The sequence below is a fragment of the Pandoraea commovens genome (assembly GCF_024704525.1).
Lineage (GTDB): Bacteria > Pseudomonadota > Gammaproteobacteria > Burkholderiales > Burkholderiaceae > Pandoraea > Pandoraea commovens.
The window spans coordinates 1-24947 of the sequence record NZ_CP102780.1 but is presented as its reverse complement, the minus strand read 5'-3'; the positions used below and the strand labels follow the sequence as shown (position 1 = coordinate 24947).

General features: G+C 57.2%; 20 protein-coding genes. 8 read left to right on the top strand and 12 right to left on the bottom strand.

Translation table 11 applies throughout. The annotated features are described in order from the left end of the window. Positions 1-73: 73 nt before the first annotated feature. The 3 genes from NTU39_RS00500 to NTU39_RS00490 are packed head-to-tail and all read left to right on the top strand — an operon-like array spanning position 74 to position 3428. Positions 74-1639 (top strand): recombinase family protein, encoded by a 1566-nt coding sequence (locus NTU39_RS00500; RefSeq protein WP_257958952.1) that lies wholly within the window; start codon positions 74-76, stop codon positions 1637-1639. After that, the gene (locus NTU39_RS00495) at positions 1636-2526 is read left to right on the top strand and encodes a plasmid partitioning protein RepB C-terminal domain-containing protein (RefSeq protein WP_150660772.1); all 891 of its coding nucleotides are present in this window, start codon (positions 1636-1638) and stop codon (positions 2524-2526) included. Before NTU39_RS00500 ends, NTU39_RS00495 begins: the two co-directional genes overlap by 4 nt. Further along, positions 2523-3428 carry a plasmid partitioning protein RepB C-terminal domain-containing protein gene (locus NTU39_RS00490; RefSeq protein ID WP_257958951.1) on the top strand — a complete coding sequence of 302 codons (906 nt, stop codon included), beginning with the start codon at positions 2523-2525 and terminating at the stop codon, positions 3426-3428. The genes NTU39_RS00495 and NTU39_RS00490 overlap by 4 nt, the downstream gene beginning before the upstream one ends. Before the next feature lie 186 nt (positions 3429-3614). On the opposite strand, the gene NTU39_RS00485 is transcribed toward NTU39_RS00490, so the two are convergent. Further along, complete coding sequence (locus NTU39_RS00485; RefSeq protein WP_257958950.1) at positions 3615-4409, bottom strand: metallophosphoesterase; 795 nt, start codon at positions 4407-4409, stop codon at positions 3615-3617. A 2529-nt stretch (positions 4410-6938) separates the two neighbouring features. Here NTU39_RS00485 and NTU39_RS00480 point away from each other — a divergent pair. Continuing rightward, positions 6939-7313, top strand: coding sequence for a hypothetical protein (locus NTU39_RS00480; protein ID WP_257958949.1), 375 nt, complete (start codon positions 6939-6941; stop codon positions 7311-7313). 337 nt (positions 7314-7650) lie between these two features. Here NTU39_RS00480 and NTU39_RS00475 read toward each other — a convergent pair whose 3' ends face one another. The 8 genes from NTU39_RS00475 to NTU39_RS00440 all read right to left on the bottom strand — a co-directional run bounded on the left by NTU39_RS00475 (position 7651) and on the right by NTU39_RS00440 (position 15356). Next, a complete protein-coding gene (locus NTU39_RS00475; RefSeq protein WP_257958948.1) occupies positions 7651-8490 on the bottom strand; it encodes a TniB family NTP-binding protein in 840 nt (279 codons plus the stop codon). Positions 8491-8578: 88 nt separating this feature from the next. After that, complete coding sequence (locus NTU39_RS00470; protein WP_257958947.1) at positions 8579-10537, bottom strand: TnsB C-terminal domain-containing protein; 1959 nt, start codon at positions 10535-10537, stop codon at positions 8579-8581. Positions 10538-10551: 14 nt separating this feature from the next. Continuing rightward, a complete protein-coding gene (locus NTU39_RS00465) occupies positions 10552-11043 on the bottom strand; it encodes a Tn7 transposase TnsA N-terminal domain-containing protein (protein WP_257958946.1) in 492 nt (163 codons plus the stop codon). Between the two features lie 422 nt (positions 11044-11465). Continuing rightward, positions 11466-11873, bottom strand: a complete 408-nt coding sequence (locus tag NTU39_RS00460; protein WP_257958945.1) for a helix-turn-helix domain-containing protein — start codon at positions 11871-11873, stop codon at positions 11466-11468. Between the two features lie 563 nt (positions 11874-12436). Next, positions 12437-13030, bottom strand: a complete 594-nt coding sequence (locus tag NTU39_RS00455) for a hypothetical protein (RefSeq protein ID WP_257958944.1) — start codon at positions 13028-13030, stop codon at positions 12437-12439. A 42-nt stretch (positions 13031-13072) separates the two neighbouring features. After that, complete coding sequence (locus NTU39_RS00450; RefSeq protein WP_257958943.1) at positions 13073-14458, bottom strand: exonuclease domain-containing protein; 1386 nt, start codon at positions 14456-14458, stop codon at positions 13073-13075. After that, positions 14455-15009: an ImmA/IrrE family metallo-endopeptidase gene (locus NTU39_RS00445; RefSeq protein ID WP_257958942.1), complete on the bottom strand. Its 555-nt coding sequence runs from the start codon at positions 15007-15009 to the stop codon at positions 14455-14457. Before NTU39_RS00445 ends, NTU39_RS00450 begins: the two co-directional genes overlap by 4 nt. After that, positions 15006-15356 carry a helix-turn-helix domain-containing protein gene (locus NTU39_RS00440; RefSeq protein ID WP_257958941.1) on the bottom strand — a complete coding sequence of 117 codons (351 nt, stop codon included), beginning with the start codon at positions 15354-15356 and terminating at the stop codon, positions 15006-15008. Before NTU39_RS00440 ends, NTU39_RS00445 begins: the two co-directional genes overlap by 4 nt. A 157-nt stretch (positions 15357-15513) precedes the next feature. On the opposite strand from NTU39_RS00440, the gene NTU39_RS00435 reads away from it, so the two are divergent. Genes NTU39_RS00435 through NTU39_RS26960 form a run of 4 tightly spaced genes read left to right on the top strand, consistent with a single transcriptional unit; the run spans position 15514 to position 18595 of the window. After that, positions 15514-15735: a DUF2188 domain-containing protein gene (locus tag NTU39_RS00435; protein WP_257958940.1), complete on the top strand. Its 222-nt coding sequence runs from the start codon at positions 15514-15516 to the stop codon at positions 15733-15735. 30 nt (positions 15736-15765) lie between these two features. After that, positions 15766-16869, top strand: coding sequence for a multiubiquitin domain-containing protein (locus NTU39_RS00430; protein ID WP_257958939.1), 1104 nt, complete (start codon positions 15766-15768; stop codon positions 16867-16869). After that, positions 16866-18263 (top strand): ThiF family adenylyltransferase, encoded by a 1398-nt coding sequence (locus NTU39_RS00425; protein ID WP_257958938.1) that lies wholly within the window; start codon positions 16866-16868, stop codon positions 18261-18263. Before NTU39_RS00430 ends, NTU39_RS00425 begins: the two co-directional genes overlap by 4 nt. Further along, entirely contained in the window at positions 18254-18595 is a 342-nt protein-coding gene (locus tag NTU39_RS26960; RefSeq protein ID WP_373275344.1) for a ubiquitination-like system serine protease family protein, read from the top strand. The genes NTU39_RS00425 and NTU39_RS26960 overlap by 10 nt, the downstream gene beginning before the upstream one ends. 802 nt (positions 18596-19397) lie before the next feature. Here the strand turns inward: NTU39_RS26960 and gyrB are convergent. The 3 genes from gyrB to dnaA all read right to left on the bottom strand — a co-directional run bounded on the left by gyrB (position 19398) and on the right by dnaA (position 24947). Next, positions 19398-21875: a DNA topoisomerase (ATP-hydrolyzing) subunit B gene (gene gyrB / locus NTU39_RS00420; RefSeq protein WP_257958937.1), complete on the bottom strand. Its 2478-nt coding sequence runs from the start codon at positions 21873-21875 to the stop codon at positions 19398-19400. A gap of 180 nt (positions 21876-22055) precedes the next feature. Next, positions 22056-23162, bottom strand: coding sequence for a DNA polymerase III subunit beta (gene dnaN / locus NTU39_RS00415; RefSeq protein WP_046290265.1), 1107 nt, complete (start codon positions 23160-23162; stop codon positions 22056-22058). Between the two features lie 240 nt (positions 23163-23402). After that, complete coding sequence (gene dnaA, locus NTU39_RS00410; RefSeq protein WP_257958936.1) at positions 23403-24947, bottom strand: chromosomal replication initiator protein DnaA; 1545 nt, start codon at positions 24945-24947, stop codon at positions 23403-23405.

Sequence of the window (24947 nt, the reverse complement as noted above, 5' to 3'; positions counted from 1 at the left end):
CCGCTCGTCGTTAATCCCTTTGCATGAAGAACTACGAGCAATCGTTGCGTGGTCATGGTGTTGGAACCAACTCATGTCGTTCGATCGCGAAGCCCTAGCCGGGCCAACACCGGGAGATCAGTTGCGTGCCGCCGAGTACGTGCGCATGTCAACCGAGCACCAACAGTACTCGACGGAAAACCAACGCGCACGAATACGCGAATACGCATCTCAACGTGGGCTCGCGATCGTGCGAACCTATGCTGACGAGGGCAAGAGCGGTTTGAAGATCGACGGAAGACAAGGTCTGCAGGAACTAATCCGTGACGTCGAGAACGGGGCGGCGGACTTCGACACGATCCTCGTCTACGACGTTAGCCGTTGGGGACGATTTCAGGACTCGGACGAGAGCGCATATTACGAGTATCTCTGCCGTCGTGCAGGTATAAAAGTGTTGTACTGTGCCGAGCAATTCGAAAACGACGGCTCTCCCGTTTCCACGATCGTCAAAGGTGTGAAGCGTGCGATGGCAGGCGAGTATAGTCGCGAGCTCTCAACCAAGGTTTTTGCCGGGCAATGTCGGCTGATCGAGCTAGGCTATCGTCAGGGCGGGCCCGCCGGTTTTGGCTTGCGACGTGTTCTGATCGACCAGCATGGTGTTATCAAAGCGCATCTCGAGCGAGGCGAACATAAAAGCCTGCAAACCGATCGCGTCATTCTCGTGCCTGGCCCAGAAAATGAGGTGCGAATTGTCCAGCTCATTTACCAGTGGTTCATCGACGACTCATTGACGGAGTCCGAGATCGCTCAGCGTCTGAACACCATGCGCGTCTGCACCGATCTTGGACGCGACTGGACTCGATCGACGGTACGAGAAGTACTTACCAACGAGAAGTACATCGGTAACAACGTTTACAACCGAGTGTCGTTCAAGCTGAAGATGCTACGGATCGTGAACCCGCCTGACTTGTGGATAAGAAAGGAGCACGCATTCGAAGCGGTGGTTCCGAGTGAAACGTTCTACACCGCGCAAGGCATCATGCGAGCCAGAGCTCGGAGGTACTCGAGTGAAGAACTTATCGAGCGTCTCAGAAAACTCTATCAGAGCCGCGGATTCCTGTCCGGGGTCATAATTGATGAAACCGATGGCATGCCGTCTGCGTCGGTCTATGCGTATCGTTTTGGAAGTCTAATCCGCGCATATCAAACCGTAGGATTTACGCCTGATCGCGACTATCGTTACATCGAGACCAATCGTTTTCTTCGAAAACTCCATCCGGAAATCGTCGCGATGACGGAAGGCAGAATCGCGGATCTCGGAGGCAGTGTCGAGCGGGACTTCGCCACTGACGTACTCACAGTCAATCGCGAATTTACTTGCTCAATTGTCTTGGCCCGCTGTCAGATCCAGCTCAACGGGCACCATTTCTGGAAGGTTCGCTTCGACGCCAGTTTGCTGCCCGACATAACTGTGGCCGTTCGGCTCGACCACGAAAACTCGACTGCACTTGACTACTACCTTCTTCCAAGGCTCGATTTTGGTATGCCGAAAATCAGTCTTCGGGACCGTAACGCCATGGAATTTGAGAGTTACCGTTTCGACTCGCTCGAATATCTCTACGGCATGGCACAGCGTGCTCGATTGCGGAGGGCCGCATGAACAATCCACAGCTGCGAATCATTCCAATCGATCGGATCGAGATACTAAATCCGCGTGATAGAAACAACCTGATTTTTGAAGATATCGTCGGGAATATTAAGAAAATCGGCCTAAAGAAACCCATCGTTGTTACACCAAGATCAGGCCCCGATGGAACCGAGAGATTTCTGCTTGTTTGCGGCGAAGGTCGTCTGAAGGCATTTACTTCACTCGGTGAGTCGACCATTCCGGCGTTGGTAGTGGATGTAAGCGATGAAGACGCGCTCATCATGAGCTTGGCGGAGAACATTGCGCGCCGCCAACATCGGCCCTTGGAACTGCTCGCTGGCATCAGGCAGCTCTCCGCCCAAGGCTACTCATCAAAAGAAATCGCTGAAAAGACTGGCTTGACGCAATGGTATGTTCGCGGGATTTTGAATCTGCTTAGTCATGGCGAAGAGCGGCTGTTGGTCGCGGTCGAACAAGGCCGAGTACCGTTGAACACGGCACTAGACATTGTGGGTGCAGGAGATAGCGATGAAGCAGTTCAAGAAGCGCTACAAACCGCCTACGAATCCGGAAAACTACGCGGCAGACAGCTCATTGACGCGCGGCGCGTTATTGAGCGTCGCAAGACACTGGGTCGATCAGCCAGCCGAAGCGCGCCGCGTGGCAATAGCAATGTCAGTGCTTCGAGCCTCGTTCGGAGTTACCAGCGCGAAGTTGAGCGACAACGGGCAATCGTGAGAAAAGCCGAGTTTACGCAACAACGCTTACTTTTCCTGGTGGGCGCTCTACGTCAGCTATTTTCCGACGAGAATTTCGTCAACCTACTGCGAGCGGAAGGTTTGGCTACATTACCCAAATATCTGGCCGATCGCGTCTGGCCGAGTGGGAGCACAGGATGAGTGGGGTACCTATCGGCTTTATACCCGAACCGATTTTGGTTCCAGTCGAAAATGTACTGCTGTCAAAGAAGCTGCAGGAACGAACCTCGACCTCTCGAAAATTCCAGCAGATTCTTGCCTCCATTCAGGAAGTTGGATTGATCGAGCCACTGTCGGTGACTCGGGCCGACGGTGCATCGAAGGACGTTTACGTGCTGCTCGACGGCCACCTGCGATTGCTCGCACTTCAGCAACTCAAGATCTCGCACGTCTTGTGTCTTGAGGCGACCGATGACGAAAGCTACACCTACAACAATAGACTGAACCGAGTTTCGACAATTCAGGAGCATCGCATGATATGCCGCGCTGTAGAGCGCGGCATATCACCCGAGCGGCTGGCAAAGGCGCTCGCAGTAGACGTCTCATTGATACGACGCAAGATTCGTCTGCTCGACGGATTATGCCCGGAGGCCATCGAGCTGCTGAAGGATCGAGAGTTCTCGCCTGAAATATCCCGTGTTCTGCGAAAGATGAAACCGACACGGCAAATCGAATGCGTCGAGCTCATGAGCTCCGTCAATAACATCACGGTTCCATATGTCGAGGCGCTTTTCGTCGCGACACCGGCCAACCTGCTCGTCGGAGAGAAGAAGCCGACGAAGCTCACAGGAGTCACCGTGGAGCAAATGGCGATCATGGAGCATGAGATGGGAAATCTTCAAACCCAATACAAGCTCGTCGAACAGACATATGGGCAAGATGTTCTGAATCTTGTAATTGCCAAGGGTTATCTTGCGAGGTTGATGGAGAACGATGCCGTAAGGAAATTCATCGATCGCTATCAACCAGACATAATTCCCGAATTTGAGTCGATCATCGCAACAGTTTCCCTCGATCAATCTCAATCGGCATCCCCGACCTAGCGGACCGAGCGGCTCCCGCGCGTTTTAGGTCCCAGTCTCTAGCACTGGTCTTTCCGGTCTAGCAGAACCTGCTGACCTGCTTGATTTGTTTGATCGAGTGCCTTCTCTTTGGCCAAGTTCAAAGCTGTCCCGCCTGGTGGATGCCGCGCGAAATATCTTCGCTGCACCCTAGCGTCCTTTTTTTACTTACACCTCGACGATTAAGCCGGGATCGAACTGCGGATTTAGGTGTCGCGGCGAGTACCCGCGCGGATTACAAATGACGCGCGTCCCGCGTCCCGCGACATCACCCTTCGGGGACTCGATGTAGTCGAAACTCGTATGCATATGCCCGTGAATCCATAGGTCGACGGCAGGGCCCATTAAATCAGACAGATTCGAAGCATACGCTGGTGTCAGCGAGTCTCCATCGTACTCAGGATCAACTGACTGAATCGATGGTGCGTGGTGACTAATGACGACAGTCTTGCCGTCAAACGGTTCGGCTAGTTTATTGCGCAGCCATGCGCGCGAGACCTCATGGCGACGAACAGTGTCTATTGGATAGAGCTTTCGAAACGAGGAGGTCGCTCGAATCAAGCGAAAGTCGCTCATCGAGCTTTGAGCGTCTCGCATGCTCACCCCGGGAGACACTTCGCCCTCGTACAGCTTGAAATCCGTCCACAGCGAGCAACCAAGGAACCTGACGCCGTCCAACACCAGTTCGTCATTTTCCATGAAACTCACATTCGTGCCAGCCGCTGCCGCACGTAGTTTTTCTAGGGCACCATCAAAATGCCCCCCATAAAACTCGTGATTCCCAGCCACCAAGAGGACGGGCATCGGGGAAACGCTGGTCAGTTCAAGGGCCCATTTCACACTTCGATCTTTCGTGTGAATGTCGCCAGCCAGAATGACAACGTCAGCTCGAGCTAGCGCCTCCGCGTCGACTACGGATGGCTCGAATTCGTTGTGCAAATCAGAAAGTATCAGCAATTTCATGGCCGCATTTCCCAATATTCGGTTCTGTATTGCTAAAAGTCGGAGAAGCATTCGATCGTGTGTGACCAGCTTCGCGCGCTCACGAACTGTTAGTTCGAATCCAGTACTGCCGTCCACCGTCAACCAATGGTCCGGAAACGACATCAATACCGTTCGCGCGAGCCCAACACAACGCGGAGCGCGACGAGACGCCATGCGCTCGAGCGACGTGGACTAGTGGTTGAAAGCGATGTCTGAATCGCGCAAGCTCCGTGAGACTAATCGTGCGCGCGGAACGCGTTCGTAGTCTCCCAGACTGACAGCGCACTAGACCCACATTAACAAGGTGATACATCACCTCCTGTTTTACTCCAATGCGCCGAGCTGCCTCAACAACGGATACCTGATCACAGACCGTCACGTTACCAAGGGTACTTTCCAGCACGTCGCCCCGCTCAACAACGAAGTCTCCCAGAACGGTACCCGCAGCAACGAGCCGAATAGCGCCGAAGGTCAGTTTCGCAAAGAACACTTCGGACGCATGTGTGGGGACGTATCGTCGAAGCGCTTCTCCCAAACGTACGGGATCGACAAGCTCCTTGTTCTCGGTGCTTACGGATGCGATACGACTCACCATGCGATCGAGTGAGTCCTTGCGTATGCGACCTTCTACGCCATCGATCAGCCCCAACCTCACCAGCTCGCGAACGCGCGTCGAGGAAAGTCCAATGTATCGAGCCGCAGCCTTTGCAGAAAGTAAAGAACGTTGTACTTTCCGCATCCGTTGAAGGCTAGCGTCATCGACGACAAACTTGCGTCGCCCAGCTTTGGTTCGTCTCACCGGTACCACCTCTCCCGTTTGCCTAATAATTCGGGCAATCGAGGAGCTGCGCGGCATCTCTCCGCAACGCAGGTCCGGGGACGATATTCTGCTTTTCCTTTCCCACAGCAACGCGTCTCCGTTGGACATAGCGTATTCGACGTAGTCGTTCAGCAATTCCAACAGCCAGCCTCTCGCCCCGACGGCCAATTGCTTACGCAACATTGCGAGCAGGTGGGGAAACGCGTCCGACAAAAGTGGAACGCACATTGAAGCTGCCTGCGGCACTCGTAAGCGATCCATCAGCTCAAAGCAAACATTGCGGTCTATGACGAGTGGTGCCCCCGCCGTTACGACGTTTTTTTCCGTATCCTCAGACCTACGCGACGCTCGTTTTTGCGGTTTTCCCCGCAGCCCGAATAGACGCAATGCGCCGAGAAAGCGCGCGAGCTCCCACCGGTCTGCCACGGATAGATCGCGAGCGTCGCCTTCTGATATGTCATCGATCAGACACCCCACGTCCTGTGACAACCACTCAAATTTCGCGAGCGTCAGTGACGCGCCGCAAATGCACGTCGATAGTCGCGCCTGCTTCCAGCGCAAGGCACGATGACATCCCGTGCAGATCGACGTTAGCCAACAACGATGCTCAAAGCACGCAGCTGGCCCGGAAATCCAATCCTCCTTCCAGTATCCGTTGGCAGCAGCTAAGCAAAGAGGGCACCATCGTGCAGCGCCGTGCATCTTCGGCAATCTACTTTCGACTGGCAACATCCAACGAGGGTCAGATAGCCCGTTGGACGCCGCCGCTCTCAATCGATAGCCAAGATAGCTCTCGTCCAGATGGGCGCACGGGCGAACCAGGAAGCGGCCGTGAAACAACCGCATCCCCAGCGCTCGCCAGTCGGTAACATAGGTAGAAGATGGCTTCATTGCGGTAGCAAGGAAAGCTGGCCATGAGTAATTTGCCGCTTGCGCGCTCGCCCGCCCTCGACTCGCCGCAGTTCGCGCAACCGTCTTACCGCAGTTTCGTCAACGAAGTACGCCGACAATCCGGGGCAATCCAGTTTCCGGTAGACGGGGAGATCCCCGTTGAACACTTCCCTCACGATTTTCAGCGATAACGCCCTGGTACCTCCACGCCACGCCATCCAATCTCCGAACAGGGAGTATGTGGGCTCAGCATCGCCCGGATGCGGACGCGCTATCTCCTCCAAGCGCTGGCAGACGCTAACCAGATCAGCCTTCCGGAAGTAAGTGGAGCTCTCCACCACAATAGGTCGCAGGATATCCATACTTCTAAGCGCCACGTACGCTCGATGGTCGACATTAAGCTCTCGGGGAACCTTGCCTGGCGTAACGAGAGACGCGTACCAACGACGGCACTCTTGTGCCGCGGCCCTTGGCAAATAGGTATATCGTCGAATTCCATTGAGAACGGTGCGCGAACCCTGACAAACGTTATGGTGAATTAGATGCCGCAACATCTCAGATGAGCATCCGATGAGAGCTACAGCGGATTCGAAACTGATATAGCCGTCTGGAATGTCTCGAGCAGGATGGAGTGCGGTGCGCGTCGGAGTGCGAGGCGCTAGGTACCCGCCCATGAAGAATTCTTGCCGCAGCTCTGCGATGGGCAGCGTAGATAGGCAAGTGGGGCGCATAGCTTCGTCAAGAAGCATCCGGCGTAGTCTCGCAAGCACCGCGTTTCGGTGCGAGGGACGTTCAATATGGATCAAGAATTGCCGAAGACCTTCTTGGTTTGGTTCTATCGGAAGCTGAAAGCGATCCGCGAGCTCCGCGATGTGAGCCGATCGAGGCGCCTGAAACGTCTCCGATCTAGCCTCCTCGCACGTCGTCGCGATCGCATCCAGCATAGCTTCCAAAAACAGGATGTAGACGAGCTCGTCAAACGCTGCGGCGTTATTGCCACCATTGAGCAATTGCTCGAACCCGGACCACAGCCGCTGTGCGTGACGCATTTCGCAGGGCATCGGACACAGCGCCCCCTCCCACAGCTGTTCGTCCGTTACCTCAGTGATGAAGTGCTTGTCCGGCTGCCGGTATCCTTTGGTCATCACAGGTTCGGCCAAGTCATCCTTTAGGCGAACTCCATGCAGGGTGCATACATCGAGTCGGGTCAACCGCCATCGTGCGCGAATGTATCGGGACTCGACCATACATTGCGGGCAATATCGAATCGGATTGACCCGAGTAACCACGCTCCAGCGCGGTAACGTCGTCTCCGTCCAAACCGGGTAGCCGTCTGATCTGCTTGAAGCTGTTGTGCTCAGCGTGGGCCGGAGGCGCTCAATGTCGCTCATGCGAGGACGATAGATGCCGTTCGCGCGCGCTACTCGAAATAGATATGTCTCGGACCATTCGTCGGAATATGGGCTCGGACGGCAAAGGGGTAAGCCGATGTAATTCGCAGCGCTCATATCATCGCTCCACTGGAGAAAAGGGCTCATCAAGCTTCACGAGCGGCATCATATTGAATGCCTTGAGGAATGGATTTCGATCGTCCGGCGATCCTGGGTAAATGACTGCGCGGAAAGCTTCTGCCAAGACCAAGTCGGTCAATCTAGGACTCTGCTGCTCGTACGCTAGCTCCACAGCACGAACAAGCAATCGACGGATGTCGCGAAGACGACCATCGGTGGCGAAGGCCATGAGTTGCGCAAATGCGCCGCTCGCGATGTCCACCGTCGGGAGTTGTCGGAGATACCCTTTGTAGACTTTCAGTACACTTCGGAACTCACGTTCGGTGAACTGCGTGGCCACGGAAAACCGATCTATCTCTACAACCTCGCGAAATCGGTCTCGCAACTGATCGTTCGTCGCAAGCAACCGCCGCACACGTGGAATACCTGCGATCACGTACGACACGCGCGTTGCATCAACTAGGCGCTTGAGCCAATCAGCTGCGGTATGGAGGGTCTTCTCGCCGCCTCGGTCAACCAGATGATTCGCTTCGTCGATGATGACGACTCTCACGCGGCACTGTTTGATGAGAAAGACCAGACGTGCCGTCAGCTCGATCTCGCGCCCCAGATTCCACTTCGGATCCCCCAGTCGCTGCAGGATGGTGCTAGCCAAGATCCTCGGGGTTGGAGACTGTCCCAGCGGCACATAGAGAACGGGAACTTCCGTAAACTCCTCGTGCTGGATGGGAGGGTGTTTCGTCACATATTTTTCGAGCAGCGTCGACTTGCCCACACCGGACTCCCCGACCACCATCAGGTGGTCGGCTTCGTCGCTAGAGCATTGGTACTCGTACATGCGCTCAAGCCTGGCGAGCAAGTGCTTAACGTGGTGGAAGTGGATAAAGTTCGATCGTATGTTCGTAACAGTAGCCTTCAGGGACGTGTTAGCTGTCATGGCGGTCCCCTTCGCCGGAGACGTCTACGGCAAATTCGTAAAGCTCGTCGTCGCCCACCAGCGAATTCGGAGTTTGGATCGGTGCCAGTTCCGGCGCGGGAAGTTGAGGACGGTTGATGCTCTTAGACGTGATGTGTGCCTGGCGCGCGCCACGCTTGCGAGTCTTCAGCTCCTTGGCCCGCATCGCATCGCCACTCTGCTCACGGATTCGTTCCTCAGCGCTCGCACGCGTGCGTTGGTGCGGGTCTAGGGGATGCGACTGCTTAGTTAGCGCCTTGGCCTGCTCAATCGTCAGGCCGACGTACCTATCGTCTTTGTTGTAGGCTGCGAAATAGCGCGATTCAATAGGATTCCACACCCAGATCTGCCCCGCATTTTCAAACGGTGCCTTGACATGCACCTTCTGATTGACGGGCAACATCCTGCGAAGCGCGAGCAGCTCGGAAGAACTATAAACAAATGTGTTGAGATCAATGCCGTAATGCTGGACGGCACGTTCCGTGTAACTGCCGAACTCGATGCTGAGATCTTCAGCGTTGCATTTCAACTGAGGAGGGAATACGGCTGCGCTCTCCTTCCAGACATCAAGCGGTGCGCGTCCGTTCAGTCCCCTGTGTGGTCTGACGTGATACACGGAAGTAATCCACGTGTGCGCCATTTCATTGAGCTTTTCCAACGTCAGACAAGCCTCATCCTCAGCTTTGAAGCCGATGCGGTCGCCAATCTTTGCCAGTGTGGTACCGGGAAGTGTGTGAATGAAGGAGTAATTGAACGTCTTTACGAAGCGTTCGACGAACGGTTTGTCGTTTGGTGTTCGAGACGCTGCGTACTCGCAAATTATGCCGAGGTTGGTCAATGCATCAACAACGGCATACGCATGCATTTCCCGACCGTTGTCCATCAGTAGACGCTCTGGCCATCCATGACACGGCCACTCCAGATCTAGCTCTGGAAACGCCTCGCCCAAGTAGCTCTTCGGCATCATCGCGTGCCGCAGCGCCTCGAACACTGCGTGAACGCCATGCCCGGCAAGACTGAAGCAGAACCCAAGCACGCACCGAGAAAAGCGGTCGATAACGACGGTAAACATTGGTCGGCCGATGCAAACACCGTGTTCGTCGGTGACCATGAGATCGACTGGCGTGTGATCAAGCTCGACGATTTCCAGGATCCGCGATACCTGACGGGCCTGATGTTGATCCGCGAACCGACGCTTAGCTTCGCGAACACCGTACCGAGCTACAGCCAAGTCATAAGCATCAATCTCCTGTATGCGACGCTCAATCGTTCGAAGACCCGGGACTTCGAGCCACTCGGACTCGATACGCATCGTATTTTGGCGCTGTATCTCCAAGAAAACGGCGTTATGCACTTCCTCTGGCTTACCTCGCCGGTTATTGAGGAATGTAGTTTCGATCTTCTCATGAATGATGCCTTCTACGATTGGATCAAGCCTCGATCTTCCCCTCCCACCGCGACGTGCCGATTGATCCAGCAATGCGCGGATATCGCGATGAGCGAGGTGATATTTGCGACGCCATCGGTACACCGTCGTTTCATGTGGTGGAGTTGGATCCGAAAGGTCCACCGCAACGGCATGAATCGCATCGTGAAGCGCCAATCTCGAACTCTCGAATGCCCCCATGCGCTCGAGCATCACCAGGTAGTTGACCCTTCGGCGAGTCACAAAGTCCCCTTGGACATCAGCGCCCGAGGCTGCTCGGGCCAGGTCATTTATCGAGTTTGGCTTCGGAGCCCGTTGATACTTCTTGGTGTTGATGGTTCTGAGATACCCCTTTACGTACTCCTCCAACAGATCGGCTTCGTCGTGGCTTGAAAATTCTCCCGTCACCGTGTTCTCGAGCTGAGCCACATCGTTCTGAATTCGGACGATGCGGAACTTCGCGTCGCCACGGAAAATCGTTTGGTCCTTCGTGAAATTTGCCATGATGGATACCTCGATCAACGAGCTTGCTGCGGTAGAAGACCGTCCGGATCGCGCTTCATGATCCGACGGAGCAAGACGTCACACTCTCGCTTCGCGCTCTCCCACTGTTCGTGGATGTCTGCCGGTGGAGTTGTCCCGCCTTCCGGGTCCCAGAGACTCGCGTCGATAGCCGCTCGATGCCTCTGCCGAATCGGCCGCATTCTGAGTATTTGCCTGAGCCGACACTGAAGATCGTTTTCGATCAGATCACTTCTCAACACGATAAACAGGCGCTCGCCACACTCCCTCAGATGCTTCAGCGCCACTCTCAGTCTCTCGACATTTTTGGAGCCCTCTACTAGCGAGGTCTCGTCTTTGACCTCCACGTAGAACGCTCCTACCGCGGTATCGAGCGCTAAATCCGGTGTATAGCGGCGAATGCGGGCGCCTTCCAAGTATTCGAAAACACAGGGCTGCGTGGTGATCGCCTTCACCATCGGTGCAACTTCGACAACGTGCAGCATCATCTCTTCGACGAGGCTCTCGAACTGAGGAGGCTTTGGGGACTTTCGGCTGGGGAATCTCCCTCGAACGCCTCGGCCCGAGACCGTAACGATCCGGCGCGGACGGCGTGTTGAAGGAGGGGGAATAGCGGTCTTCGATTTTCTAGGCACGAGCTCTCTCCGTCGCGTCTTGATGTGACGCTCACGTGATGGATTTGCACCACATTTCCGACGATTGCCGCGCGGAAGCGCACGGAATTGCGGACGAACGCGGTCAAGGATTCGATCGAGATTGATCGAATCCCTCCAGGTGCAAACTGAAGAGGAAAAGAAGAGCTTGACGCTAGGGTCGAAGAGGCGGAGACTTGGCTTTGTCTAGGAGCTGAGTCGTCGTCGATTCGGACCCGAAAAGCGCTGCAAGCCTTCCGGTTTGTGGCGCTTTTTCGTTACATAGGACCTCCTATCACAGATTCTCGGGTATCCACCCTTTCCGACGTGCGGCTGCGCGCAAGCGCAGCGTGTATCGCGGCGAATGCACTCATATCGTCGTCGGAAAGTCTTATGTCCATTGCCAGCGCTTGAAGAACCTCATGCTTGTGCACGGAGATTTCTGCAGGCAGTCGAAAGATGCGCTGAGATCTGCGAGCAGCGGCAGCTAGATCACGCTTGAGGTCATTATTAAGCTCAAGCGCGGCTGCTACCAACTCCAGGAATTGCTCGCCATCCGGAGTGCGTTTACCGGTTTCGACGGCGCTTACATATGTGTCGTCCACGCCGACACGCGCAGCCAACGCCGTCTGCGTTAGGCCTAATTTCTTCCTTCTAGCTCGAATGAAATCGCCGAGCGCGCTCATAACACTCGTCTCGCATTTGTTGATGATCAATGTGACGAGCGTAGCGGGCTTCGATCAAACTTGCAAAAATTTCACGCACTTATTTTTTTGCATCCGTTTCGATGAAAAACGCGCAAATTCGAGCCATTTCCGCGAATCTCAGAAAGTACGACTTGAAGAGGATCTCGGTGAAGTCGGAGTGAAACCAGACGAACGCGTCAGCTGCGGGGCGACGAGCGTCGTTGTAGAAAGTGCTGGCCATTGCATCGTCGGAGCGGTCGCACCTTTGCAGCATGCGTTGTCGGAAAGTGGCTATCGAACGAGCTGTGGCCCATGTTCTGGCCGTGATTGATCGCGCAATCGGTGTCGACATAAGATCCCGGGCCTGCTCACCACGCTCACGTAACGCATCAACTGCCGGAGGATTGGCGAACAATGCCCTTGATAGCTCTCACAGCGTAAAATCAATGCCAACACCATCATTCAACGCCTGAGCGGATCAGGATAAGAATGCAAGTCAGATTAATTCCGGCCGCACTGCTTTTTCTCGGCTCATATTTTCCCCTAAGCGTGATCCTGTTGCTTCAGGATATAGCGGACAAGAGTTGGTTCCACAACGTTTCACGTAAGGCATAGTTCATTTGCTGTGCAACGTTGATGCGCCACTCATCTGGAGATTTCGCCGAAGCTGCAGCATCCGCGATAAGAGTGAGCTGTGAAATGAAAGCCCGCTGGATTGCGGCCAAAGGCTCGCCGGAGAAGCGTTGTTGCTGGATGTGCCACTGCGCAATGGAATCCCCCAATGGGGTGATCTGATATTCCATATCAACTGCGAGGCCGATACGCGCAAAATCTGATCGATCAATGCATGCAGCCTTGATGAGACGCTGCAATGTCTCAGACAACCGCCGCTCCGCACCAGCTTCCTCTTTTAGTCCCAGAGTTTCGATACGCGAGTGCAGCGTGCGAATCGCGGGATACGGTAAGCCAATCCGCCGGTGCGTTTCCGGGATCCCGAGGATGACGTGCTGCTCGACGATAGAGGCGAAGCACTCAGGTGCTCTAGAGATCGCTCTCGGCTTACGCTGCGCCGAATTCGTCCATCGAATCCTCTCAAGCAACCGATTGTTGTCCAGCACCCGAGCGCTGGATGCTCTGTCGGCTGCCAGTCCCTGCATGGCGTGCTAGTAAACGAAATTACACGCAGCATGGTTAAGTACCTATGAAACCCCCGTCGATCCAATCTGGACCAAGTATGCTCGATAGTCATCCAGCAGAGCCAGATGGTGCGCTGGGGCTTTCCCCCTCATCTCATCGATGTAGGCGATTGCGCCTTCGCGCGACAGCGGGCCATCTGGTGAATCTCCCGTTTTGAACGTAAACCCAGAGAGCACGCGATGCCTTTGATCTGGCCTAAGCTCTTGCGGTGCCTCGTGATAAACCAAGCGCTCGCCGAGTATGCGGAAACGCTCATCTGCAATCCGATCCAGCAACCGTACTCGCTCTTCCCAGCCCACCTGATGGAAGCGCTCCATGATTCCTTCATCAGAAGGCGATGGAAATCCGTCATAAATCCGCCCCTCGACATGCGCCGATGCGGGCCACTGCTTATCGCGGGACTCGAAGACCGAAATCAGGCGCGCGCAAAGCGCTGTGTCCGCTCGGACTTCGCGTGCCAACGCCTCGATATCATCTATATCCATATCGAATCGCCCATCTTCGAACTCATATAGGGGCGCCAGCACAGGAGCACTGTTTGTTCGAATGCGACGTATGGGCGATGGCTTTTCGAACAGGAGCTCGCCAAGCTCATCCACGGAAGCGCTGAGAATGCCGCGGGTTGAAGCGCCAAGAATCAGGCACAAGCGCCCGTTTACCATGCCGCTTTGCTGCCCCAGCAAGACAACGGGCGAGGTATAGGAATTACCGCCGAAAAACTCCGTGAGCACGAAGGCATCCTCGCCGTCGACAAAGTGGGCTACTGCAGCCTTGTTGGAGAAACGCACGAACGACTGCCATGCATCAGGAGCCGCTTCCCTCAATCGTCGACAGAGCTCTAGCGCGGCCTCCACATCGGACATCGCATGATGCACCTTGGAGTGCACGATGCCATTTGCTCGCGCGATATCTGCCAGCTTGAAACTGCGACGGCCCGATGCATCAGTCGGCACGACAAGACAGTGAGGGGCCGACGCCACAGCCGACAAGACCAGCCCCATCACATCGGCGCGCCCATTTCCGCGCAGACTGGTCAAATACACCGGATGCAGCGTCTGGAAGAGTGTCTGGCGCAGAAGCTCCTCGTCAAACCGGATCGAGTTGTATCCTGCAAAAATCGAAGGCGTCCATGCGTCCAGCTTGGCTTTAATCTCGCATGCCATCTCGTAATGCGAAGGCAAGCTGGGATTGAGCAATTGATGGATGCCGATACCGCTAACACACATCGCCTCGGGATGCGGCAGGACATGCGCCCGCAGACGCGAGCGCACTTCATACCGATCAACTTCCCTCAATTCGGCATCGGTCTTGATCGCAGCGAAGTGCACGATCTGGTCAAATCGGGTGGATAGACCAGTGGTTTCAGTATCGTAAAAAACGAAACTCATGCTGTGAGCTGCTCGCTCAACAGACCCAGCAACCTCAAGCGCATCGCATGCGTACTCACTTTGAACTTCTTGGCCAGCTCCTCAACCTGCTGGTCATCTTCCACATCGATCGGAACACCGCGCACTTCAGCCACAAGTAACTCCTTAGGCATCAACAGTTCGGACGCAAACGCGTTGGCCTCTATCTCGAGGCGATCCACGCCCAAAGACGAGGACCCATCGCGCAACAACATTCTCGTGGCGCCTTTGTCCACATGGACCGTCCCGGTGATTTCCACGCTGTGCAGAATGTGATGGCCCAATTCGTGCGCTGCAGAGAATCGCTGTCGGTTGGGATGATGACTCGCGTTAATGCCGATCATGGATAGGCCGCCTTGGATGTAGGCCATGCCGGAGAGATCCTCGTCCAAGGCCTCATGACGCAACACGATCGACAGCTTTTTGATCAAGCGTTCGACAGGCACCGGGGCCTTTGATATCCCCGCCTGGCTAAGGACCTCCCGCGCCCGCATTCTGGCCATCACTGGATTCGCCTTGCGATCGTCAGTCATTTACGCACCTTCGCACCTTCCGTCTTTGAAATGCTGTCAATCAACTTCATAACGCTCGCCGCTTCACTCGCATTTACCGACTCGTAGGATGACTTCAGTTCGATGTCGATGGGTGAGCTTCTTTGCGGGAGCGGTGGCAGAAGCTCTGCCAGGCTGTCGACTTGGAGAGCTGCAGCGATTGCATAGAGGTTGTGAACCGATACGGTCTGCCTACCACGCTCCGTATTGGCGATAGAGGCGCGAGACACGCCAACCATCGATGCCAGCTCACGCTGTGTCAGCGCAATTTTCGACCGACGCTCGGCGATCGCGCGCCCCAAAAGGCCATATATCTCTTCATCTCGCATAAGCAATGTTTACCCCAGGCAGGGGTTGATGTCAACATCACAAACACTTTGATGTTTGTTATACAAACATTGTTGATTTAATGATTGCATTATTGACACTTTCCCCGTTTGATGGTCTGATGTATCCAACGCGGGATAGGCCCGCCAGGAGATTCAGATGAGTAAGCGCGTTCACGTTGTTCCACATGGCTCCGGCTGGGCCACCCGCTCCGAGGGTGCCAGCCGCGTCGGCGGCACCCATCGCACCCAGGCGGAGGCCACGGAGGCTGCCCGCAGCCAAGCGATTCGCGAGCGCGGGGAGGTTGTCATCCACCGTCCCGATGGCCGCATCCGCGACTCCAACAGCTACGGCAACGACCCCTTCCCGCCGAAGGGCTGATCAACTCGTCCTCACACCGAGACCAACGACATGACTCAACACGACAGCAGCGAACCGCCCGATCACACCGCAGAGCGCGCACAGACAGCAGTGCGCGTTAATGGAGATGTGGTCGAACTGAATGACCCGACCCCGACCGGCGAGCAGATCCTGGCCGCAGCCCGACTACGTCCGACTGCCGACTACGCTCTAATCCACTGGCCGGAGCGCGGGCCAACGAACGAGGTCGCCCTCGGCGATGTAATCAACCTGCCGCCCCGCGAACCGTTGGCCGAGTTCTTCGCCATGAAGGCCGATGGCGTCCGCTATTTCACGCTGGACGAGGAGCGTTACGCCTGGGCGGGGCCCCTCGATGTCGAAATGGTCCGCCGCATCGGCCGTGTCAACGAGCAGATGGGCCTGTGGTTCGAACTCACCGACGAAGAAGATCGCTTGCTTGCACCGGGAGAGGTAATCGACCTGGAGGCGCGTGGCGTCGAACGCCTCTACACGAAGAAGCCAAGCTGGCGCCTGCAGATCCGGGACAAGAACTACGAGTTCGATCAGCCAAAGGTCATCGTCCGCGACGCATTGATTCGTGCGGGTTTCGACGTCTCCAAGTCCTGGGAGGTCAAGTTCAAGGTCAAGGACCATGCCATCCGTCCGGTCGGCATGGACGACGTCCTGGATCTGAGCCAGCCCGGTGTCGAGCGCCTGAGCGTCGCCCCCGCTAACGTCGACAACGGCGACGGGACCCAGGATGCGCGCCGCGATTTCAGCCTGCTCCCGGAGGATGCTTCCTTCCTCACAAGCACTGGGTTGCGTTGGCAGACCATTATCGACGGCGGCCGCTGGTTGATCGTAGAGGGCCACCCGCTTCCGGCTGGCTACAATGCCCCTCGCTGCACTATCGCCGTTGAGATCCCCGAAAGCTATCCCAGCGCCCAGCTCGACATGTTCTTCTGCAATCCCCATCTCACCGCTAACGGGGCTGCGCCGCCCCAGACAGAGCACCGTCAGTTGATCGCCAGCACCGAGTTCCAGCGGTGGTCCCGTCACCGTGGCGCTGGGAGCGAGTGGACTCCTGGGGTCGATAACCTCGAGTCCCACTTCGCCCTGATCGAGCACGCGATTACCCGGGAGGTCGGGGCGTGAACCGCGGCGGCACACTGGTGGTGGCGGGCGTGGACCATGCCCGAGTCATGGCCCACCTATTCCCTGGGGACGGCAAGGAAGCAGCCGCCATCCTCGTGTGCACGCGGATGCGCGGGAGGCGTTTGAAGCTTCTGGTGCGTGAAGTTGTCCTCGTGCCGCACGAGTTGTGCGTGCGGGAGGAGGATCGTCTCACCTGGCCAAGTGCGGTGCTAGATCCCTGGCTCGACCGCTCGACGCAAGGCGGACTGTCCCTGGTGCTGATCCATTCACACCCAAGCGGCTACCCCGACTTTTCCCGGCTCGACGACGCGTCCGACGGCGAGCTCATGCCCTATCTCCACCCCTATGGCCACGCCGATGATGCGTGCGGCCAGTGGCATGGCACGGCAATCATGCTGCCGGACGGCGGGGTCAAAGCCCGACTCTACGACGATACGATGCGCCCCCACCCCATCGACCTCGTCGCGATCTATGGTGACGATCTGCGTTTGTACTGGAATGCGGCCCCCAACGCGGCCAGCCCCCTAGCGTTTTCCGCTGCAATGCGCGAAGAGCTTTCCCGCCTCTCCATTGCCATCATTGGCATCTCGGGAACGGGAAGCGTCGTAGCTGAGCAGCTCCTTCGGATGGGCGTCGGTGAGCTGATCGGGATCGACGACGACCATGTCGAGAACAAGAATCTCAACCGAATCCTTAACTCTACGAAGGCCGATGCCGATGCGGCTCGCTTGAAGGTCGATGTCTTCAAGGATGCTGCGGCGCGAATCAATCCGTCTGCACGCGTCGAGGTCCTCCCGCTCCGGATCGGCACGCGTGAGGCGATCGAAGCAGTGGCCGAGGCGGACATCATCTTTTCCTGCGTGGACAGCTTTGGCGGCAGGCACATTGCTGACCGCTTGGCCGCTGCAATGGTCCAACCCCTCTTCGACGTGGGCGTCTCCATTCCCGTCTACCACCCTAATGGCGAAATGGCGATTTCCAATATCAGCGGCCGCGTGGACTACGTCCAGCCCAAGCGATCGAGCTTGGGAGACCGGGGTGTTTACACGCCCCAACGCTTGGCAGCAGAGGAAAAGCGCGAGCGAGACCCCGAGGCCTACAAGCAGCTGGTAGGGGAGGGCTATATGCCCGGCGCCAACGAAGAAGCACCGTCAGTGATCACGTTGAACATGCGCGCGGCCAGCGCCGTCGTCCAGGAGTTCATCGCTAGGCGTTACCGCTACCGCTTGGAACCCAATTCGTGCTACGCCCGAACCAAGTTTGATCTGGCAGCCGAGGAGCATGATTACCTCGCCGAAGAGTCATTCCAAGCCACGCCCCAAGCGCACGCCGGTCGCGGATTGGAATTTCCCCTCCTTGGCTTGCCCGCACTCGAGGATCTGCGATGTCGTTGATACGACTGGTCTCACGCTCTTGGGAGAGCTTGGTAGCTTGGTTCCGAGGCGACTTTATCTGTGTCGATGCGCATGGCGATGAGCCGCCAGAAAAAATCACACGACGTCGACTGATTCGCATGATCGATGAGGGCGAGCCTTGGGCCGCTGTCATGATGTGCCCGTGTGGCTGCGGGGAGGTGATCGAGCTATCGCTTTCCCCAGCCTCCAAGAATCGTTGGAAACTCGCGATTGAAGCCAATCGTCCGACCCTGCATCCCTCCGTGTGGAGAAATGCCGGTTGCCGCTCGCACTTTTGGGTTCGGCGAGGACGCGTGCATTGGGTGTCATGAGCCACAGCGCAGCGGCGCCCGGAGCGCGCCAACCAAAACGGACATAGCTGGTGTAGGACAGGGCCGCGCCGTCGGCTCGCGTATCAGCACGGGGAAGAGGAGCATCGATTCTCACACCGGCCGAGCTACTCCGCCCTCAGGATCGTCTGCATCACGACCCGGAGTTCGTCTTGTGCGTCGTCGATCTTAGCGAGCAGGACTCGCACCGCCTGCTCGTTGAACGCTGCCATTCGTGGATCTTTTGCGAGCCAGAGCGTTAACAGTCCACCAAGCCGACCAAGATCACAGTTCACTAGAGCTCCAGAATGCGACGTAGCTCCAACACACTGCTAACCGAGTGTCCAGTGCCTAGGCTTAACAGGAAGGTCGGCATAGTGAGGCCAGATGCATCTTCGCCGCAGTCGGCCAGCCAACGCAGCGGATGGTGGCCTTCCAGGTTACGGACGGGGTTTTGGTCAGTGATATCAAGTGCTCTCTCGTGGAGGTTTGCACCGCGCATTGCACCGTAACTGCACCGACAGAGGCTGGTAAAAGAAAAAGGCTTCACGGCGTAAGCCGCGAAGCCTTTCAATACTGGTGGCGAATCAAGGATTCGAACCCCGGACCTGCGGATTATGATTCCGCCGCTGGCCGCTCGAGGGGAAAAGACGCGGGCAGAGATAGGTCAGTCGCACAAACTCCGTCTCACAGTCGCAAAACTGTGGCGCCAGTCGCACTTACTCTGGCGCCCTACGGCGGTGGAAATGAAAAGAGCCCGGAGAATCTCCGGGCTCTTTTTCGCTATTGAGCGATCTACACGCAATCAAACATCAATATTCCCAGCCCGCAGCGCATTGCTCTCAATAAACGCACGACGCGGCTCAACATCGTCACCCATCAACGTCGTGAAGATGCCATCCGCTGCAATCGCGTCTTCGATCTGCACGCGCAGCAGGCGGCGCACCGACGGGTCCATCGTGGTTTCCCACAGCTGTTCCGCGTTCATCTCGCCCAGGCCCTTATAGCGTTGCTTGGAGAGCTTGCTCTCGGCGTCCGCCATCAGCCACTTCATGGCCGACTTGAAGTTCGTCACCGGTTGCGAGCGCTCGCCGCGCTTGATCGTCGCACCTTCGCCGATCAGACCCTTGAACGTTTCCGCCGTCTTTAGCAGTTGCGCGTAATCCGCCGTCTGCAGGAAGTCCGGATCGATCACCGTCACCTTCACGTTGCCATGATGACGACGGTCCACGCGCAGCGAAACCACCGGGTCGGCGTTCTCGACTTCTTCCGTCACCGCCGTGATAGTGATCTCCGGGGCCAGCGGATCATTGCTGAGCGCAGCTTCCAGCGCCTTCGCCGACTTCGCCGCCGCTTCTTCAGTGTCCAGATTGATCTCGACGCCTTCGGTCACGGCCGTCAGCACCGACGGCTCGTACAAGCGGCTCAAACGCTCGATCACACCATCCGACAGCTGATAGCTGCGCGTCAGCTCGCCCAGCGCGTCGCCCGAGATCGGGGCAGCGCCCGTCGACGGCGTCAGCTCGGCATTGTTCAGCGCGAGCTTCAGCATGTACTGCGCCAGCTCGCTCTCGTCCTTGATGTAACGCTCGTCCTTGTTGTGCTTGACCTTGTACAGCGGCGGTTGCGCGATATACACGTAACCACGCTCGATCAGCTCCGGCACCTGACGGTACAGGAACGTCAGCAACAACGTGCGGATGTGCGCGCCGTCCACGTCAGCATCGGTCATGATGATGATGCGGTGGTAACGCAGCTTATCGATGTTGTAATCGTCCTTGCCGATACCGCAGCCCAGCGCCGTGATCAGCGTCACGATCTGCTCGCTCGAAATCAGCTTGTCGAAACGCGCCTTCTCAACGTTCAGCACCTTGCCGCGCAGCGGCAGAATCGCCTGGAACTTACGGTCGCGACCCTGCTTCGCCGAACCACCTGCCGAGTCGCCCTCGACCACGTAGATTTCGCACAGCGCCGGATCCTTCTCCTGGCAGTCTGCCAGCTTGCCCGGCAGGCCCACGCCGTCGAGCACGCCCTTACGACGCGTCATTTCACGCGCCTTGCGTGCCGCGTCGCGCGCACGCGCCGCTTCCACGATCTTCGTGCAGATGATCTTCGCGTCGTTCGGCGTCTCTTGCAGGAAGTCCTCGAGCGCCTTCGCCACATACTCTTCCACCGGCGCACGCACTTCCGACGACACCAGCTTGTCCTTCGTCTGCGACGAGAACTTCGGCTCAGGCACCTTCACCGACAACACGCAGGTCAGACCCTCGCGCATGTCGTCGCCGGTCGTCTCGACCTTCGCCTTCTTCGCAATCTCGCTCTCGGCGATGTACTTGTTGATCACGCGCGTCATCGCCGCACGCAGACCCGTCAAGTGCGAACCGCCGTCACGCTGCGGAATATTGTTCGTGAAGCACAGCACCGTTTCGTTGTAGCTGTCGTTCCACTGCATGGCCACTTCCACGCCGATACCGTCGCGCTCGCCCATCACGTGGAACACGGTCGGGTGCAGCACCGTCTTCGACTTGTTGATGTATTCGACGAAGCCCTTCACGCCGCCGCCAAAGGCGAAATCGTCTTCCTTGCCCGTGCGCTGATCCGTCAGACGAATACGAACGCCGTTGTTCAGGAAGGACAGCTCGCGCATGCGCTTGGCGAGAATGTCGTAGTGGTATTCGACCTTGCCAAAGATCGTTTCGTCGGCCAGGAAGTGCACTTCCGTACCACGCTTGTCGGTGTCGCCCAGCAGCTTCAGCGGCGACGTCTCGACGCCGTCGACCATCTCGAGCTCGCGGTTCTGCGGCACGCCCTGATGGAACTCCATGAAGTGCTTCTTGCCGTCGCGACGCACGGTCAGCTTCAGGTAGGTCGACAGCGCGTTCACGCACGACACACCCACGCCGTGCAGACCGCCCGACACCTTGTAGCTGTTCTGGTCGAACTTGCCGCCCGCGTGCAGTTCCGTCATCACGATTTCCGCCGCGCTACGCTTCGGCTCGTGCTTGTCGTCGAACTTGATGCCCGTGGGAATGCCGCGACCGTTGTCCGTCACGGAAATGGAGTTGTCGGCGTGAATGACGACGTGAATGTCGTCGCAGTAACCCGCCAATGCCTCGTCGATCGAGTTATCCAACACCTCGAAAACCAGGTGATGCAGGCCCGTGCCGTCCGACGTGTCGCCAATGTACATGCCGGGACGCTTGCGTACAGCCTCCAGACCTTCGAGGATCTGGATGGAGGCTGCGCCGTAGCCGTTTTCGGCCTGCTTTTGCTGTTCGCTCATGACAATCTTCCGGTTACTGCGTCATTGCTGACGAATTACTGCTTCATGACCTGCCGCCCCCCGCACGCTTTTGGCGCTCCGAAGGCCGCTTATCCCGCAAAAGGATAATTCTCTAGAAACGCCAAAGGGGCGCTCGGCCCCTTCGCGCATATGTGACGGCGCGTATGGCGGAATATCCGCTCAGATGCGCATCGGCATGACGACGTATTTGAATTCGTCGTTGTCCGGCAGGGTGATCAGTGCGCTCGAATTGGCATCGCCAAGGCTCACCTTCACTTGCTCGACCTTCAGGTTCGACAACACGTCGAGCAGATACGTCACGTTAAAGCCGATGTCCACCGACTCGCCCGTGTAATCGATCTCGATTTCTTCCTGCGCTTCTTCGTTTTCGGTGTTGTTCGCGCTGATCTTCAACTGGTTTTCGCTCACCAGGAAACGCACACCCTTGAACTTGTCCGACGTGACGATCGCCGCACGTTGCAGCGAACGATGCAGCTCTTCACGGCTGATCACGAAGCTCTTGTTGTAACCCTTCGGGATCACACGATTGAAATCGGGGAACTTGCCCTCGACCAGCTTCGATACCAGCTCGACGTTCGCGAAACGGAACTTGACCTGGCTCGGCGCCACGTCGATCTGTACCGGATCGTCGATGTCTTCGAGCAGACGCTGCAACTCGAGAATCGTCTTGCGCGGGATGATCACTTCCTGACGCGCAAACTTCTCACCGGCAATCGTCGTATTGCAGTACGCCAGACGGTGACCGTCCGTCGCGACCGCTTCGATCTTCTCGCCCTCGACCACCAGCAACATACCGTTGAGGTAGTAGCGGATGTCCTGCTGCGCCATCGCGAAGTGCACCATGCCCAGCAGTTGGCGGAACGCACGCTGCGGAAGCGCGAAGCTCGCGGCGTAGTCGTTGGCTTCGGCCACCGTCGGGAAATCTTCAGCCGCCAGCGTCTGCAACTGGAAACGGCTCTTGCCTGCCTGCACCGTCAGACGCTTGTCCGACAGCGAGAGCGCCACTTCGGCGTCCGGCATGTTGCGAAGGATGTCGAGCAGCTTGCGCGCCGCCACGGTCGTCGCCACATCATCGGCGCCGGCACCGCAGTCAGCGGTCGTGGTGATCTGCAACTCAAGGTCGGTCGACAGGAAGGAAATGTCCTGTCCGTGCTTGCGAATCAGCAAATTGGCCAGAATCGGCAACGTGTGGCGACGCTCGACGATGCCACTCACAATTTGCAGCGGCCGCAGCAGATTGTCTCGTTGAGTTTTGACCAATTGCATATTTATCCTTCGTAGTAACTGTTAACGGGTGCCAGTTTCTGCTGAAAACCCGAAGATTCCCTTATCAATCAATCGCTTGCAGATGGGATAACAGGGCGGAAAACGCTGTGGACGAGCCGGGGACGCATTGTGCGCCGATCCGCTATTGTGCCCGAAAACACCAGTTCCCCCCAAACCGCACCCAGCTTATCCACAGGGATGCAGGCAACCCCGCCCGTCCCCCTGCGCCTTCGCTGGCCGTTACCCCTTGAGCGTCTGCTCCAGCACGTGCAACTCGTGGTTGAGCTGCGCATCCTTGCCTCGTTCTTCCGCAATCTTGCGTACCGCGTGCAGTACCGTCGTATGGTCGCGGCCACCGAACAGTTCGCCGATTTCCGGCAAGCTCTTCTGCGTCAGTTCCTTCGCCAGATACATGGCAATCTGCCGCGGCCGTGCGATATTGGCAGGCCGCTTTTTCGAATACATGTCGGCGACCTTGATATTGTAAAAATCGGCGACCGTCTTCTGAATGTTCTCGACGGAAATCTGACGATTCTGCACCGTCAACAGATCCTTCAGCGCTTCCTTCGTCAGCTCGATCGTGATCTCGCGGCCGTGGAACTTCGAGTACGCCAGAATCTTGCGCAGCGCACCTTCCAGTTCACGGACATTCGAGCGCAGGTGCTTACCGACGAAGAACGCCACGTCCTCCGACAATCCCACGCCTTCGGCCTGTGCCTTCTTGATCAGGATCGCCACACGCATTTCGAGTTCGGGCGGCTCGATGGCCACCGTCAGCCCCGAATCGAAGCGCGAAATCAGCCGGTCGTCGATGCCGGTGATTTCCTTCGGATACGTATCGCTCGTGATAATCACCTGCGCACGGTTCGCGATCAGCGCCTCGAACGCATAGAAGAATTCTTCCTGAGTACGACTCTTGCCGGAGAAGAACTGAATATCGTCGATCAGCAGCAGATCGAGCGAATGGTAATAGCGCTTGAATTCGTCAAATGCCTTGCGCTGGTACGCCTTCACCACGTCGGAAACGTACTGCTCGGCGTGGATGTAACGAATGCGCGGGTTCTGCTTCTCGGCCAGCAACTGGTTGCCGATGGCGTGGATCAAGTGGGTCTTACCCAGACCGACACCACCGTACAGGAACAGCGGGTTATACGAAGTCCCCGGGTTATTCGCCACCTGAATCGCGGCCGCGCGGGCGAGCTGGTTCGACTTACCTGTCACGAAGTTGTCGAAGGTCAGTACCGGGTTGAGCTTCGAGCGCTCGTAGATCGACTCGACTTCGCCGACTTGTGCGGGCTCCTGCGGCGTGACACGCCAGTTGCGGCGCACGGCTTCGGCTTCGCTCGCTTCCAGATTGGGACGTTCGCCGTCGAGCGCTACGGCATCTGCCGCATGGCTGCCATTCGCGCCTGCCACAGCCGAGTGGGCTGCGGCAGCGGTCGGGTTGGCGCGCGCGACAGTCGTCGGCACGGGGGCGGGCGCGGCACTCGGTGTCGGCGGCGGGGTCACCGTCGTGGAAGAGGGCACCCGCAAACTGGCCTTCGGATCGACGACGAACGTCACTTCGATCGGGGCATTCCAATAGTCCGACGCCATGCTCTGGATGCGCCCGGAGAATTGGCTCTTCACCCAGTCCAGCTTGAAGCGGTTGGGCGCACCAATCTTGAGCGTGCGCGCCTGTTCGTCGAAATCGAGCGGCGCCAGCGGTTTGATCCAGGTACGGAACTGCTGAGGCGTGAGCTCTTGTTCGAGACGGGTCGCGCAGTGTTGCCAGAAGTCGTTCAT

What these genes read in the sequence shown, in the direction of transcription:
- NTU39_RS00500 (WP_257958952.1), top strand. Translation starts at nt 74, where the DNA reads ATGTCGTTCGATCGCGAAGCCCTAGCCGGGCCAACACCGGGAGATCAG.
- NTU39_RS00495 (WP_150660772.1), top strand. Translation starts at nt 1,636, where the DNA reads ATGAACAATCCACAGCTGCGAATCATTCCAATCGATCGGATCGAGATA.
- NTU39_RS00490 (WP_257958951.1), top strand. Translation starts at nt 2,523, where the DNA reads ATGAGTGGGGTACCTATCGGCTTTATACCCGAACCGATTTTGGTTCCA.
- NTU39_RS00485 (WP_257958950.1), bottom strand. Translation starts at nt 4,409, where the DNA reads ATGAAATTGCTGATACTTTCTGATTTGCACAACGAATTCGAGCCATCC.
- NTU39_RS00480 (WP_257958949.1), top strand. Translation starts at nt 6,939, where the DNA reads ATGGATCAAGAATTGCCGAAGACCTTCTTGGTTTGGTTCTATCGGAAG.
- NTU39_RS00475 (WP_257958948.1), bottom strand. Translation starts at nt 8,490, where the DNA reads ATGTACGAGTACCAATGCTCTAGCGACGAAGCCGACCACCTGATGGTG.
- NTU39_RS00470 (WP_257958947.1), bottom strand. Translation starts at nt 10,537, where the DNA reads ATGGCAAATTTCACGAAGGACCAAACGATTTTCCGTGGCGACGCGAAG.
- NTU39_RS00465 (WP_257958946.1), bottom strand. Translation starts at nt 11,043, where the DNA reads ATGATGCTGCACGTTGTCGAAGTTGCACCGATGGTGAAGGCGATCACC.
- NTU39_RS00460 (WP_257958945.1), bottom strand. Translation starts at nt 11,873, where the DNA reads ATGAGCGCGCTCGGCGATTTCATTCGAGCTAGAAGGAAGAAATTAGGC.
- NTU39_RS00455 (WP_257958944.1), bottom strand. Translation starts at nt 13,030, where the DNA reads ATGCAGGGACTGGCAGCCGACAGAGCATCCAGCGCTCGGGTGCTGGAC.
- NTU39_RS00450 (WP_257958943.1), bottom strand. Translation starts at nt 14,458, where the DNA reads ATGAGTTTCGTTTTTTACGATACTGAAACCACTGGTCTATCCACCCGA.
- NTU39_RS00445 (WP_257958942.1), bottom strand. Translation starts at nt 15,009, where the DNA reads ATGACTGACGATCGCAAGGCGAATCCAGTGATGGCCAGAATGCGGGCG.
- NTU39_RS00440 (WP_257958941.1), bottom strand. Translation starts at nt 15,356, where the DNA reads ATGCGAGATGAAGAGATATATGGCCTTTTGGGGCGCGCGATCGCCGAG.
- NTU39_RS00435 (WP_257958940.1), top strand. Translation starts at nt 15,514, where the DNA reads ATGAGTAAGCGCGTTCACGTTGTTCCACATGGCTCCGGCTGGGCCACC.
- NTU39_RS00430 (WP_257958939.1), top strand. Translation starts at nt 15,766, where the DNA reads ATGACTCAACACGACAGCAGCGAACCGCCCGATCACACCGCAGAGCGC.
- NTU39_RS26960 (WP_373275344.1), top strand. Translation starts at nt 18,254, where the DNA reads ATGTCGTTGATACGACTGGTCTCACGCTCTTGGGAGAGCTTGGTAGCT.
- gyrB (WP_257958937.1), bottom strand. Translation starts at nt 21,875, where the DNA reads ATGAGCGAACAGCAAAAGCAGGCCGAAAACGGCTACGGCGCAGCCTCC.
- dnaN (WP_046290265.1), bottom strand. Translation starts at nt 23,162, where the DNA reads ATGCAATTGGTCAAAACTCAACGAGACAATCTGCTGCGGCCGCTGCAA.
- dnaA (WP_257958936.1), bottom strand. Translation starts at nt 24,947, where the DNA reads ATGAACGACTTCTGGCAACACTGCGCGACCCGTCTCGAACAAGAGCTC.